Raw genomic sequence first — 14,271 nt, 5'->3', positions numbered from 1 at the left:
TGTAGATTAGATCCATGAGCCTTGCGCAGGATATCAACCGTGTTGTAGCGCCCTTCGAAGTCATCAGCGAGTTCAAGCCGGCCGGCGACCAGCCTGCCGCCATCGCCGACCTGACGGAGCGGATCAACAACGGCGAGAAAGACGTGGTGCTGCTGGGCGCCACGGGTACCGGCAAGAGTGCCACTACCGCCTGGCTCATTGAGCAGGTGCAGCGGCCCACCCTGGTGATGGTCCAGAACAAGACCCTCGCCGCGCAGCTGGCCAACGAATTCCGTGAGCTGCTGCCCAACAACGCGGTGGAATACTTCGTCTCCTACTACGACTACTACCAGCCTGAGGCGTACGTCGCACAGACGGACACCTTCATCGAGAAGGACTCGTCCATCAACGAGGAAGTCGAACGGCTGCGGCACTCCGCCACGAACGCCCTGCTCACGCGGCGCGACGTCATTGTGGTTGCCACCGTCTCCTGCATCTACGGCCTGGGCACTCCGGAAGAGTACATCGCCGGCATGGTGACGCTGCGCAAGGGCGCCGAAATGAACCGGGACGACCTCCTCCGGAAGTTTGTCTCCATGCAGTACGCCCGGAACGACATGGACTTCCACCGCGGCACATTCCGTGTCCGCGGCGACACCGTGGAAATCATCCCCATGTACGAAGAACTCGCCATCCGGATCGAGTTCTTCGGCGACGAAATCGAAAACATCCAGACCCTTCACCCGCTGACCGGCGAAATCATCCAGGATGAAGAGGAAATGTACGTCTTCCCGGCCTCGCACTATGTGGCCGGTCCGGAACGGATGGCCCGCGCCATCAAGCGCATCGAGGACGAACTCGCCGAGCGGCTCCAGGTGCTGGAGAGCCAGAACAAGCTCGTGGAAGCCCAGCGGCTGCGCATGCGCACCACCTATGACCTGGAAATGATGCAGCAGATGGGTTTCTGCAACGGCATCGAGAACTATTCGTCCCACATTGACGGACGCGCCCGCGGCACCGCTCCGCACTGCCTCCTTGACTACTTCCCGGACGACTTCCTGCTGGTCATCGACGAATCCCACGTGACCGTGCCGCAGATCGGCGCCATGTACGAAGGTGATATGTCCCGGAAGCGGAACCTCGTGGACTTCGGCTTCCGGTTGCCTTCCGCCATGGATAACCGGCCGCTGAAGTGGGACGAATTCCTTGAGCGGGTCGGCCAGACGGTCTATCTGTCGGCAACGCCCGGCAAATACGAGCTGGGCAAGGCTGACGGCTTTGTGCAGCAGATCATCCGGCCCACGGGCCTGATCGATCCCGAGGTGGTGGTCAAACCCACCAAGGGGCAGATCGATGACCTGCTGGGCGAGATCAAGACGCGTACCGAAAAGAACGAACGCGTCCTGGTGACCACCCTCACCAAGCGGATGGCCGAAGACCTCACGGACTACCTGCTGGGCCACGGGGTCAAAGTCGAATACCTGCACTCGGACGTCGATACCCTGCGCCGCGTGGAGCTGTTGAGGGAGCTGCGGATGGGGACCTTCGATGTCCTCGTCGGCATTAACCTCCTGAGGGAGGGCCTTGACCTGCCCGAGGTCTCCCTGGTCAGCATTCTCGATGCCGACAAGGAAGGCTTCCTCCGGTCCTCCACGTCGCTGATCCAGACCATCGGCCGTGCGGCCCGTAACGTCTCCGGCCAGGTGCACATGTACGCGGACCGGATCACGGACTCCATGGCCCACGCCATCGATGAAACCAATCGGCGCCGCGCCATCCAGGTGGCCTACAACACCGAGCACGGGATCGATCCGCAGCCGTTGCGGAAGAAGATCGCCGACATCACGGACCAGCTGGCCAAGGAAGATGCCGACACCGATGCGCTGCTGGGCAGCTTCGACTACGGCAAGGGCAAGCGCGGCATCACGGGGGCAAACAAGCCCGGTGCGAAGAAGGGCGCTGCGCAGGTAAGGGCGGACGGCCTGGCCGCGGCACCGGCAGAGGACCTGGTGGGCATGATCGCGCAGCTGACCGAGCAGATGCACGGGGCTGCGGCGGAACTGCAGTTCGAAGTGGCCGCCCGGATCCGGGACGAGGTGGGCGAGTTGAAGAAGGAGCTGCGCCAGATGCAGGCCGCCGGCCACGCCTGACACAAACGCCACCACGGGGTCGCATCCAGCTGCCCTGCGGTACAGTTAACGTCACGTAGGGGAGTATCCCAAAGCGCTACGATCGTCAACACGCAGGGCATAGTTGCCCAGCCGGGCGTAGCGGGCCCGCCGCATCAGCACCAAGTGCACAGGCTGGCCGGAGAGACTTACACCGCATCTCTGTACCCCGCGAAAGGTTACCCCTGTGCTCGAATTGCCCTTGTGGTTCGAGGTCGGCTCATTTGTCGTCCTCGGCCTGATCCTCCTGATCGACCTTCTCCTGGTCGTCCGGCGCCCGCACGAACCGTCCATGAAGGAAGCCGGACTGTGGGTGGCGTTCTACGTCACCCTGGCCCTGCTGTTTGCCGGCGCCATGTTTATCTTCGCCGGCCACGAGTATGGCGGCCAGTTCGTTGCAGGCTGGGTCACTGAGTACAGCCTCAGCATCGACAACCTCTTCGTCTTCATCATCATCATGGCCAGGTTCTCGGTGCCCAGGAAGTACCAGCAGGAAGTGCTGATGGTGGGCATCATCATCGCCCTGGTCCTGCGAGGCATCTTCATCCTGCTCGGCGCCATCGTGATCGAGCAGTTCAGCTGGGTGTTCTACATCTTCGGTGCGTTCCTGCTGTGGACCGCGTGGAAGCAGGCGCAGGATGAAGGCGAGGACGAAGAGGACAAGGAAAACCCCCTCATCGCCCGGATCCGCAAGGTCATCCCCATGTCGGAGAAGTTCGACGAAGGCAAGCTCCGCACCACGGTGAACGGCAAGAAGGTCTTCACCCCCATGCTGATCGTGTTCATCACCATCGGCCTGACGGACCTGCTGTTCGCCGTCGACTCGATCCCCGCCATCTTCGGCCTCACCCAGAGCCCGTTCATCGTGTTCACCGCCAACCTGTTCGCCCTCATGGGCCTGCGCCAGCTGTACTTCCTGCTCGGCGGCCTCATGAACCGCCTGGTGTACCTGAAGCACGCCCTGTCCGTCATCCTGGCGTTCATCGGCGTCAAGCTGGTCCTGCACGCCATGCACGTGAACGAACTGCCGTTCATCAACGGCGGCAAGCACATCGAATGGGCACCCGAGATCCCCACGTTCGTGTCCCTCGCGGTCATCGTCGGCACCATCATTATCGCCGTCGTTGCCAGCCTGCTCAGCTCCAAGGCCAAGGAAGCCCACATTGACCCGCGCCTCGAAGAGGATGTCCGGAAGAGCCACAGCGACGCCGAATAGATACTCCTTCCCGTTTCAAGAGACCGCAGTCCCGGCAGCATCAGCGCCGGGACTGCGGTCTTTATCTTAACCCCTCCTGGACGGAGTTCCACGGGACTATGCTCGGTCCATGGCCATCATGGCGGAGCACGAGGTTGAAAGGGTGCAGCGGCGCACCGTGGCCCTCTTGGCTGCGGCGCAGGTTTTTGGCGGCATCGGCACGGGCGCCACGGTCTCCATCGGCTCCATCCTTGCCGTCGAACTGTCCGGCTCCAGCGCCTGGGCAGGAGCGGTGGCCACAGTCATGACCCTCGGTGCCGCCGTGACGGCATTGCCGCTGGCCGCACTGGCGGACCGCAGGGGCCGCAGGGCAGGCCAGGTGGCCGGCATGCTCGCGGCGCTGGCCGGCGCGCTCCTGATGGTGACCTCTGTCGTGACCGGGGTGTTCGTGCTCCTCATGCTGGGTGCGGCGGGCATCGGGGCAGGCACCGCAGCGAACCTGCAGGCCCGTTTCGCCGCCGTCGACCTGGCCGACGCCGGACACCGCGGACGGGCACTGGCGACGGTTGTCTGGGCGGTCACCATCGGCGCTGTGGCCGGGCCGAACCTGATCCAGCCGGGAGCCGCCGTCGGACTGGCGCTGGGACTGCCGCCGGTGGCTGGTCCGTTCGTCATCTCCAGCGCCGGACTGGTGGTGGCCATCATCCTTGTGCTCGCTGGCCTGCGCCCGGACCCGTTGCTGCTGGCGCGGGAACTTGCAACGCGCACCGCGGGGCAGGCAGGCCAGTCCTACCCGCACGCGGCCGGGAAGGAGGCCGCGGATCACCGGGACGTGACCGCCCACTCCGCCGGGGCTGACCGTGCAGCCGGTGCCGGTATCGGCACGCGTCTTCGGCCGAAGCCGGCAGGGAGGCTCAGCACCGGCATGCGCGCCATCCGCGGTTCCCGGATGGCGCTGCTGGCCGTCACCGCGGTGGTTGGTGCCCACGCCGTCATGGTGGGTGTAATGTCCATGACGCCGCTGCACCTGCAGCACCTGGTGGAAGGGCCCGGCATGCCGCACGCCGGCCACGCAGCCGATGGCGGTGCCCTGGTGATCATCGGCTTCACCATTTCACTGCACATCGCCGGTATGTTCGCCCTGTCCCCAGTCATGGGATGGCTCACGGACAGGGCAGGGAGGACGGAAACGATCATACTCGGCTGCGCCACGCTGATTGCGGGCGTCGCCGTGGCCGGCTTCGGGCAGGACTCCACCGCTGCGGTGGCCGCAGGGCTGGTGCTGCTGGGACTGGGCTGGTCAGCATCCACCGTGGCCGGGTCCACGCTGCTGGCCGAAAGCGTGGGGCAGGACGCACGCGTGGTGGTCCAAGGGGTCTCGGACATGCTGATGGGTGCGGCAGGAGCCGTGGGCGGCGCGGCCTCCGGCCTGGTCCTGAGTGGGGCGGGATACTTCGGCCTCAACATGCTTGCCGGGGCTATCGCGTCCTGTGTCCTGGCGGCCGCGGCGATGGCCTGGGTTTCGGCGCACCGGCAATCAGCGGCGGCCTGACGCCACCATTCCCAGCAGCCGCGCGAAGATTCCTTCACCGTCATCGGCGATTCCGTCGTGGTGGAAATCGCCTGTTTCCCAGACCTGGAGGCCGCGGACCGTGGCTGCAGTCTCCAGGGAGAGTTTCCGGTCCACGTAGATGTCGTCCGAGTAGACGGCAGCGGCCACCGGAACCCGGTTGGCGGCGAGCCTGCGGACGTCGTAAAGCGGCTTCCAGTCGTTCTTGGCGGCCAGCAATCCGGCCACCTCCCGGAGCGGCCGCAGCGCGGGGTCCTGGTCGAAGTACCAGGGGTAGACCATCTCGCCCGTGAGCAGCAGCGGTTCGGCGTCCGGCCGGAATTCCGGGTACTCGTCCAATACCCGCAAGGCGGCCCAGTCCGTTGCCTGGCCCTGGCCATAAATAGACTCATGCATCAGTGCGTACAGCGGGTTGGACGCCCGCGAGACGACGCCGTGCGCCTGCTCCAGGAACCCGTCCGACAGCCGGGGCCCTTCGGGGGTGTCCGTGAAGGCGTCCTCGAGCAGGTAGTGGAGGCTGTCCACCCGGGTGTTACCGCCCAGAAACGCACCCAGCATCTGCAGCCGCTCCACTGTGAGCGGGCTTCCGTCGGGCAGGGCTTCCGGTGTGCTGCGCAGGTGCCGGGCGATCCGTTCCAACGCCTCCCGGTCCTCCGGGTACCACGAGAAATACTCCGCGTTCCGGGCCGCAACCCGTTGGTACGTGGCACGGTATACATCGTCCGCCGGACCCGTCAGCGGGGCGAGCCCGCCGGTGATGAGCACCTGGCGCAGAGCCTCCGGGGCGAAAGAGAGATAGGTCAGGGCACAGAACCCGCCGTAACTCTGGCCATAGATGGTCCAGTACGGAATACCCAGTGCTTTGCGGATCAGTTCTGCATCGGCAACGATCGAGTCCGCGCGGAAGTGCTCCAGGTAGGCGGCCTGCCGGGCGGCCGTCCCACGCAGCGGAAGGGTATGGCGGTCGGCCGGGGTGGACAGGCCGGTTCCGCGCTGGTCCAGCATGAGGATACGGAAGTCCTTGGCCGCTGCCTTGCTCCAGCCGCCCAGGGTCCCGAACCTGTTGCCGCGCCCTCCCGGGCCGCCCTGCAAGAACAACAGCCAGGGCAGGTTTTCCGCTTCCTCGGCGCTGTGGCCGGCCGCAACGTACTCGCGGGCAAAGACGGTGATGGTTTCTGCGTCCCCGGCGGCGGCTGCATGGTCCAGGGGCACGGTGAAGACGTGCTCCACGGTGCGCATGCCGCGGAACTCATGCCGGGCACGGATCCGGTGGCCCGCCTCAGCCATGGACCGCGGCCGGAACTGGGCTGCCAAACTGATCCAGGGCTTCGCCGGTGAGCCGGAACGTCGACCACCCGTCCATCGGCCGGGCACCCAGGCTGTGGTAGAAGTTGATGGAGGGCTCGTTCCAGTCAAGCACGCTCCATTCCACCCGGGCGTAGCCGTTCTCGACGGCGATACCCGCCAGGTGCTTCAACAGGGCCTTCCCGTGCCCCTCGCCGCGCGCCTCCGGGCTGACGTAGAGGTCCTCCAGGTAGATGCCGTGCACGCCCTCCCAGGTGGAGTAGTTCAGGAACCACAGCGCGAAGCCCTGCACTTCGCCTGCCGCATTTTCGGCCATTGCAGCGAACACCCGCGGGTTATCGCCAAAGAGGGCGGCCTGCAGCAGTTCCGGTGTGTTCCGGACCGCGTCAGGCTCCTTTTCGTAGTGCGCCAGTTCGTGGATCATCCGGAGGATTGCCGGGACGTCGTGCTCGGTTGCGGGGCGGATTACACTCATCGTCCGAGCTTACCTAAAGCCGGTTGACGCCTGTTACCCTCAGGACCGCGGTGCCGGTTTCGTCCGATTCCGCCAGGTTCACTTCGGCGGAGATGCCCCAGTCGTGGTTCCGTGCCGGGTCATCGAAGATCTGGCGCACCTTCCACACCCCGGCTTCCTCCGTGATAATCAGCAGTCCGGGCCCGCGGGCGTCCGGTCCGGTGCCGATGTCGTCGTGTTCGTCGAAGTAATCGTCCAGGGCGTCTTCCCAGCGGTCGGCATCCCAGCCGGAGCCGCCGTCGAGTTCACCCAGTGCCGCGGCGTCCTCATCGGCGAAGAGCTCCACGCGGCGGAACATTTCGTTGCGGACCATCACGCGGAAGGCGCGGATGTTGGACGTCAGCGACGGCGGGGGAGGCGGTGGCGCGTCGTGCGGCGTGGGCATGGCCCCGGACGCCAGTTCCTCCCATTCGTCCAGGAGGCTGGAATCCACCTGCCTGACCAGTTCGCCCAGCCAGGCGGTCAGGTCTTCCAAATCGTCGCGGAGCATGTCCTGCGGGACGGTTTGCCGGAGGGCCTTGAACGCATCGGCAAGGTACCGCAGCACGATGCCTTCCGAGCGGGCCAGCCCATAGAACTGGACGAACTCGCCGAAGTTCATGGCGCGTTCGTACATGTCCCGGACCACGGATTTGGGTGCCAGCTCGAAGTCGCCAACCCACGGGGCGGCCTTGCGGTAGACCTCGAAGGCCTCGGCCAGGATATCCGCCAGCGGTTGCGGGTACGTCACCTCGTCCAGCATCGCCATCCGCTGGTCGTACTCGATCCCGTCAGCCTTCATGGCGGCCACCGCCTCGCCGCGGGCCTTCTTCTGCTGCGCGGAGAGGATCTGGCGCGGCTTTTCCAGCGTCGCCTCGATTATGGATACCACGTCCAGGGCGTACGACGGCGACTCCGGGTCCAGGAGCTCCAGCGCGGCGAGCGCGAAGGGGGAGAGCGGCTGGTTGAGTGCGAAGTTGGCCTGCAGGTGCACCGTCAGGCGGACGGCGCGGCCGTCCGGCCCCTGTTCGGCTTCCGGGATCCGTTCCACAACTTCGGCGGCCAGCAGCTCGCGGTAGATGCCCAGGGCCTTCTTCATCAGCCGGAGCTGCGCCGGCCGTGTTTCGTGGTTCTCCGTCAGCAGCCGGCGTGCGGCGGCAAACGGGTCTCCGGGACGTTCCATCAGGTTCATCAGCATGGCGTGGGTGACCGTGAAGCTGGACGCCAGCGGGTCTGGAACGGATTCCACCAGCCGCCGGTAGGTGGGTTCGCCCCAGGATACGAATCCCTCCGGGGGCTTCTTCTTCACTACCTGGCGCAGTTTCTTCTGGTCGTCGCCGAACTTGGCCACGGCCTTGGCCATGGCCCTGACGTTTTCGGTGACGTGCTCCGGGGCCTGCACCACCACGGTGCCGGCGGTGTCGTACCCTGCCCGGCCGGCGCGTCCGGCAATCTGGTGGAACTCGCGGGAGTTGAGCAGCCGGGTGCGGACGCCGTCGTACTTGCTCAAAGCAGTGAGCAGCACGGTGCGGATGGGAACGTTGATGCCCACACCCAGGGTGTCCGTACCGCAGATGACCTTCAGCAGTCCCGCCTGCGCCAACTGCTCCACGAGCCGCCGGTACTTCGGCAGCATGCCGGCGTGGTGCACTCCGATCCCGTGGCGGACCAGCCGGTTGAGGGTCTTCCCGAACCCGGCCGCGAACCGGAAGTTCGCGATGAGGTCCGCGATTTTGTCCTTCTCTTCCCGCGTGCACACGTTGATGCTCATGAGCGTCTGGGCGCGGTCGATCGCCTCGAGCTGGCTGAAGTGCACCACGTACACCGGAACCTGCTTGGTGGACAGCAGCTCTTCGAGGGTCTCGTGGACCGGGGTCTCGTGATAATAGAAATGCAGCGGGATGGGCCGCTCAGCCGAGCTCACGGTGGTGCTGGGACGCCCGGTGAGCGTTGTGAGGCCTTTCTCAAACCGGGTCACGTCGCCCAGGGTGGCGGACATGAGGAGGAACTGCGCCTGCGGCAGTTCCAGCAGCGGCACCTGCCAGGCCCAGCCGCGCTGCGGGTCCGAGTAGAAATGGAACTCGTCCATGATGACGGAGCCCAGGTCCGCCGTGGCGCCCTCGCGCAGGGCGATGTTCGCCAGGATCTCGGCGGTGCAGCAGATGATCGGGGCGTCCTGGTTCACGCCCGAATCGCCGGTGATCATGCCCACGTTCTCCGCGCCGAAAATCTCGCAGAGCGCAAAGAACTTTTCCGATACCAGCGCCTTGATGGGCGCCGTGTAGTAGCTACGCCGGCCCAGCGCCATCGCCTGGAAGTGGGCTGCGATGGCAACCTGGGACTTCCCGGACCCGGTGGGTGTTGCGAGGATGACGTTGGCGCCGGTGGCGAGCTCCATGATGGCCTCGTCCTGCGCCGGATACAGGTCCAGGCCGCGGCTTTCGGTCCATTCCACAAAGCGGGTGTACAGGTCGTCGGGGTCGACGGCGGCCGACGGTCCCGGCGCGGTCAGATCGGTCAGCTGGTCAACGAGTTTCATTGTTTTCCAGCTTAGTGCCCCGCTGCGGCAGGAAATCCGTGGGTCCGGCGTACGGTGCCGCCGCCGTTCGCCCCGGCTAGGCTTCCCGTAGCAGAGTCAGCACGAAGGCAGGGAGCAACTTATGAAATGGGATCCGGCGAAGTACGTTCAGTTCGGCGATTACCGGAACCGCCCGTTCTTCGACCTCACCGGGAGGATCCACGCCGCCAACCCCGGCCAGGTGGTTGACCTCGGCTGCGGACCCGGCAACCTGACCGCAACGCTCGCCAGCCGCTGGCCCGGAGCCCGGGTGGTGGGAGTGGACTCCTCGGCCCAGATGCTGGGCAAGGCCGCGGAGCTCACCGCCGCGCAGCCGTCCCTCGCGTTTGAGCAGAAGGACATCCGTGACTGGACGCCGTCTGATGACACGGATGTGGTGGTGACGAACGCGGCGCTGCAATGGGTCCCCGGGCACCAGGACCTGCTCCGGACCTGGCTGGCCGCGCTGCGCCCCGGAGGCTGGTTCGCCATGCAGGTGCCCGGGAACTTCAACGCCCCGTCGCATCAGCTGATGCGCCAGCTGGCAGAATCACCGCGGTGGGCCGCCCAGCTCGACGGCGTCCTGCGGGGCGGAGAATCCGTCAGTGAACCTGCGGACTACCTCGGGATCATGCTCGACGCCGGCTGCACCGCGGACGCGTGGGAAACCACCTACCAGCAGCTGCTGCCCGGGCCCGACCCCGTCCTGGAATGGGTTCGTGGAACCGCCCTCCGCCCCGTCCTGGCCGTGCTCCCGGCGGAGGACGGCGCCGCCTTCGAAACGGAATACGCGGACGCGCTCCGGGCTGCCTACCCGCACGGCCGGCACGGCACAGTGTTTCCCTTCCGCAGGATCTTCGCGGTGGGACGGAAGGCGGACTGAGCGGTTCCCGGTCCCTGAACTGCCGCCGTGCGGCCGGCTCAACGGGCCTGTCATGTCTTTGACAGCGGGGGAAAGTGATCTGGCTTACAATGACGGAGAGGTTTCTGGGGGAGAGGCCGACGTCCGGCCCCGACAGCCCCCGACCGAACTGGAGGTTCGTTGCTGATCGGTTTGATGAGGCGCCTGCTCTCGGACCAAAAAGGCTCCGTCGCCGCCGTCGTCCTGCTGCAGCTGATCCAGGCAGCCGCCAACCTCCTGCTGCCAACCGTCAACGCCGCCATCATTGATGACGGGATCGTTCCCGGTGATACGGGCGTCATCTCCCGCCTCGGTATCGTGATGGCCGGCATTGCCGTTGTCCAGGCGGCGGCTGCCATCGCCGCAGGCTATCTCGGGGCGGTGGTGGCCATGCGGATCGGCCACCGGCTCCGCGCGGAAATCTTTGCCCGGATCCAGTCCCTGTCCTCCCTGGAAGTTGCACGGTTCGGCACACAAAGCCTGACCACCCGGGCCACCAACGACACCCAGCAGGTGCAGTCCTTCGCCATCTTGGTGTTCACCATGCTGGTGGCGGGTCCCGCCATGGGCGTCGGCGGCATCATCCTTGCCCTGCAGCAGGACGTGGCACTGTCCGCCGTTGTCATCGTGATCGTGCCGCTGCTCGTCCTGATCATGGCACTGATCGTCCGCCGCCTCATTCCGCTCTACCGCGACGGCCAGGACCTGCTCGACAACGCCGGCGGCATCCTGCGCGAACAGATCATCGGCGCCAACGCCATCCGCGCCTTCGTCCGGCAGGACCACGAAACGCGCCGGTTCGCCCGCGCCAACTCCAGTCTCACCGCCAACAATCTGCAGTCCGCCCTGCTCGTTGCCGGCATGCTGCCCTTGATCATGCTCGTGGTGAACCTCTCCTCGGTGGCCGTGGTCTGGTTCGGCGGCCACCGGATCCAGGCCGGCGAGATGAACCTGGGCGCGCTGACCGCCTTCATCGCCTACATCCTGCAGATCCTCCTGGCCATCATGATGTCCATGTACGTGCTGATGACGGCCCCGCGGGCGGCAGTCTGCGCCGAGCGGATCTCTGCGGTGCTGGACACCAAACCCTCCGTCGCCGACCCTGCCGGCCCCCCGCCGTCGCGCCCTGCCGTGGCCGCGGGGGATCCGGTGACGCCCCAGGCCGGGCCTGGAGCCCTGGAGTTCAGGGGTGTTGGCTTCTCCTACCCGGGGGCGGAAGCGCCGGTGCTGGCAGACCTGAATTTTGTGGCTGCGCCCGGGACCACCACGGCGATCGTGGGGTCCACCGGCAGCGGCAAATCAACCCTGTTGAACCTGGTCCCGAGGTTCCTCGACACCACCGAAGGCAGCATCCTCCTCGACGGCGCCGATGTCCGGGAACTGCCGCTGGACCTCCTGCGCAGATCCATGTCAATCGTCCCGCAACACTCCCACCTGTTTTCCGGGACCATTGCGGACAACCTGCGGATGGCTGCGCCCGGAGCCTCCGACCACGAACTCTGGGAGGTCCTCGAGGCGGCGCAAACCATGCGCTTCATGCGGGACCTCCCGTTGGGGCTGGCAACGCCGGTGGGGCAGGGCGGCACCACCCTCTCCGGCGGGCAGCGGCAGCGGCTGTGCATTGCCCGTGCGCTGTTGCGCAAGGCCCCGCTGTACCTCTTTGACGACAGTTTTTCCGCCCTGGACTACGACACGGACACCAGGCTTCGGCAGGCTTTGGACGTCCGGCTGGCCGCAGCCACCAGGATCATCGTGGCCGAACGCATTGCCGCGGTGGAGGATGCCCACCTGATCCTGGTGCTCGACGGCGGCCGGCTCGTTGCGCAGGGAACGCACGGCGAGCTGCTGGAGTCGTCGTCCACCTACCGGGAAATCGCCGACTCGCAGCTTGCACTGGACGGCCCGCAATGACGGCGGCGCCCGGCGCCGACATGCGCGGGGCCGGTTTCTGGCGTACCGCCGGCAGGCTGTTGGGCCTCCTCCGGCCGTTCCGGGCCCTCATGCTGGGTGCCGTTGCCGCCACCTGCGGTTTCGCGGCCTTGAATGTGGCAGCCCCGAAACTCCTCGGCGACGCCACCGACATTGTGGTGGACGGCGTGGTCCGGGGAGCACTGGACCAGGAAGGGCTCGGCCTCCTGCTGGCTGCCGTGTCGCTGATGTACATCTTCACGTCGCTGTTCAACTGGGTGCAGGGTTCCCTGACTGCCCGGTCAGTTCAAGGCGTCATGTACGGGCTGCGCGGCGCAGTGGAAGGCAAACTGCACCGGCTCCCGTCCACCTACTTCCGGGAGCGCTCCCGCGGCGACGTGCTGAGCCGGGCCACCAACGACATCGACAACATCTCCCAGGCGCTTAACCAGCTTCTCACCCAGTTGATCATGTCTGTCCTGATGCTGTTCGGGTCACTCGCGATGATGCTGTGGATATCGCCCCTCTTAGCCTGTATCGCCATCGCCTCAGTTCCGCTGTCCATGGGTGTCACGGTGCTCGTGGCCCGCAGGTCGCAGGAGCATTTTGCGCGCCAATGGACGGAAACAGGGGAGCTGAACTCCCACGTCGAGGAATTCATCACGGGCCACGAGGTGATCAAGGCGTTCGGGCAGCAGCCGGAGGCGGCCGCGGTCTTCGCGAGCAGCAACAGCCGGTTGGCCCGCGCAGCAACCAAGGCGCAGTACTCCGCCGGCGTGGTGCAGCCGCTGATGGTGTTGATGGCAAACCTCAACTACATCGCCGTCGCGGTGGTTGGAGCCCTCCAGGTCATCGCAGGCGCCATGACCATCGGCGGGATCCAGGCATTCATCCAGTTCAGCAGGCTGTTCACGCAGCCGGTGGGCCAGATCGGTGGCCTGCTCAACCTGATCCAGTCCTGCGTCGCATCGGCTGAGCGCGTGTTTGCCCTCCTTGACTCGGAAGAGGACGCGGAGAGCGGCACCCTGGAAGCGCCGTCGGACGGCCGCATCGTCTTTGACGACGTGACGTTCGGTTACCCCGGAGCGGCGCCCGCAGTCCGGAACCTGTCATTCGCGGTGGAGCCTGGCCAGACGGTCGCCATTGTGGGCCATACCGGTGCCGGAAAGACCACCGTGGTAAACCTGCTGATGCGTTTCTACGAACCGGGCACGGGCCTGATCACCATGGGCGGCACCGACATCGCCACTGTCCAGCCGGACCGGCTCCGCGGGCAGTTCGGGGTGGTGCTCCAGGACACGTGGCTGTTTGGCGGCACCATCAGGGACAACATCGCCTACGGACTGCCCGGGGCCTCTGACGGGGAGATCCTGGCCGCGGCGGAGGCAAGCTACGTGGACCGCTTTGCCAGGTCCCTGCCGGACGGCTACGACACGGTTCTGGAAAACGGCGGTGAACCCCTCAGCCAGGGCCAGCGGCAACTCATCACCATCGCCAGGGCCCAGCTGGCCGGCCGGGCCGTGCTGATCCTCGACGAGGCAACCAGCTCGGTCGACTCCAGGACGGAACTGCTGATCCGCCAGGCCATGCTCCGGCTGCGGCGGGGGAGGACCAGCTTTGTCATCGCGCACCGTTTGTCCACCGTCAGGAACGCTGATCTAATTCTCGTCATGGACCACGGACGCATTGTTGAGCAGGGCACGCACCAGGGCCTGTTGGCCGCGAACAGCTTCTACGCACGGCTCTACAACGCCCAGTTCTCGGCGGCGCCGCGCCGCTCCGGCGCCCTTGAGGCGGGACTGTGAGCAACACAGCCGAATTCCCCGGGACGTGGAAGCCCAACTCCACCAGCACCGTGGCCCTCTTTGAACAGCTGCGCCTGCAAGTGATCCACCAGGTGGACAATGGGGCGCTGGCGCCCGGCACCAGGCTGCCCGCCGTCCGGGCACTGGCAGAGCGGCTGGACGTCGCACCGCACACTGTGGCGCGCGCCTATAAAGAACTCGAAGCAGCAGGAATCGTGGCAACCCGGGGCAGGAACGGCACCGTGGTCTGCGCCCGGGACGAACGTCTCGGCGGGCTGTCCGACGCCGCTGCGGCCTATGCCGCCACCGCCAAAGCGCAGGGTGCAACTTTTGCGGAAGCGGTGAAGCTGCTGGCCGCCGCCTACGATGTTCCCTGAGGGCGGAACCGTG

The 14,271-nt window shown here is 66.1% G+C and carries 10 protein-coding genes; 7 read left to right on the top strand and 3 right to left on the bottom strand.

The genetic code is table 11. The features are described from left to right. The first annotated feature begins 14 nt into the window (after positions 1-14). From uvrB to ACFV4R_RS16330, 3 genes are all read left to right on the top strand, one after another. Entirely contained in the window at positions 15-2,129 is a 2,115-nt protein-coding gene (uvrB, locus tag ACFV4R_RS16340; protein ID WP_377203468.1) for an excinuclease ABC subunit UvrB, read from the top strand. Positions 2,130-2,334: 205 nt separating this feature from the next. Further along, complete coding sequence (locus ACFV4R_RS16335) at positions 2,335-3,363, top strand: TerC family protein (protein WP_377203469.1); 1,029 nt, start codon at positions 2,335-2,337, stop codon at positions 3,361-3,363. 109 nt (positions 3,364-3,472) lie between these two features. Further along, complete coding sequence (locus ACFV4R_RS16330; protein ID WP_377203470.1) at positions 3,473-4,894, top strand: MFS transporter; 1,422 nt, start codon at positions 3,473-3,475, stop codon at positions 4,892-4,894. On the opposite strand, the gene ACFV4R_RS16325 is transcribed toward ACFV4R_RS16330, so the two are convergent. From ACFV4R_RS16325 to ACFV4R_RS16315, 3 genes are read right to left on the bottom strand one after another with little or no spacing between them, the layout of a single operon-like run. Further along, positions 4,880-6,199: an alpha/beta fold hydrolase gene (locus tag ACFV4R_RS16325; RefSeq protein WP_377203513.1), complete on the bottom strand. Its 1,320-nt coding sequence runs from the start codon at positions 6,197-6,199 to the stop codon at positions 4,880-4,882. The two genes, ACFV4R_RS16330 and ACFV4R_RS16325, sit on opposite strands and share 15 nt — an antisense overlap. Beyond that, the gene (locus tag ACFV4R_RS16320) at positions 6,192-6,692 is read right to left on the bottom strand and encodes a GNAT family N-acetyltransferase (protein WP_377203471.1); all 501 of its coding nucleotides are present in this window, start codon (positions 6,690-6,692) and stop codon (positions 6,192-6,194) included. The genes ACFV4R_RS16325 and ACFV4R_RS16320 overlap by 8 nt, the downstream gene beginning before the upstream one ends. 13 nt (positions 6,693-6,705) lie before the next feature. Then, entirely contained in the window at positions 6,706-9,249 is a 2,544-nt protein-coding gene (locus tag ACFV4R_RS16315) for a DEAD/DEAH box helicase (RefSeq protein WP_377203472.1), read from the bottom strand. Between the two features lie 121 nt (positions 9,250-9,370). Here ACFV4R_RS16315 and ACFV4R_RS16310 point away from each other — a divergent pair, with 121 nt between their 5' ends. From ACFV4R_RS16310 to ACFV4R_RS16295, 4 genes are all read left to right on the top strand, one after another. Then, entirely contained in the window at positions 9,371-10,150 is a 780-nt protein-coding gene (locus ACFV4R_RS16310; RefSeq protein ID WP_377203473.1) for a trans-aconitate 2-methyltransferase, read from the top strand. Positions 10,151-10,324: 174 nt separating this feature from the next. Next, positions 10,325-12,079 (top strand): ABC transporter ATP-binding protein, encoded by a 1,755-nt coding sequence (locus ACFV4R_RS16305; RefSeq protein ID WP_377203474.1) that lies wholly within the window; start codon positions 10,325-10,327, stop codon positions 12,077-12,079. Beyond that, positions 12,076-13,881 carry an ABC transporter ATP-binding protein gene (locus ACFV4R_RS16300; protein WP_377203475.1) on the top strand — a complete coding sequence of 602 codons (1,806 nt, stop codon included), beginning with the start codon at positions 12,076-12,078 and terminating at the stop codon, positions 13,879-13,881. Before ACFV4R_RS16305 ends, ACFV4R_RS16300 begins: the two co-directional genes overlap by 4 nt. Next, positions 13,878-14,258 carry a GntR family transcriptional regulator gene (locus ACFV4R_RS16295; RefSeq protein ID WP_377203476.1) on the top strand — a complete coding sequence of 127 codons (381 nt, stop codon included), beginning with the start codon at positions 13,878-13,880 and terminating at the stop codon, positions 14,256-14,258. The genes ACFV4R_RS16300 and ACFV4R_RS16295 overlap by 4 nt, the downstream gene beginning before the upstream one ends. The last annotated feature ends 13 nt before the right edge of the window (positions 14,259-14,271 follow it).

This window comes from Pseudarthrobacter sp. NPDC059871 (assembly GCF_042731175.1).
In the GTDB taxonomy this organism is placed as follows: domain Bacteria; phylum Actinomycetota; class Actinomycetes; order Actinomycetales; family Micrococcaceae; genus Arthrobacter.
This window is presented reverse-complemented; position numbering and strand designations above follow the sequence as displayed.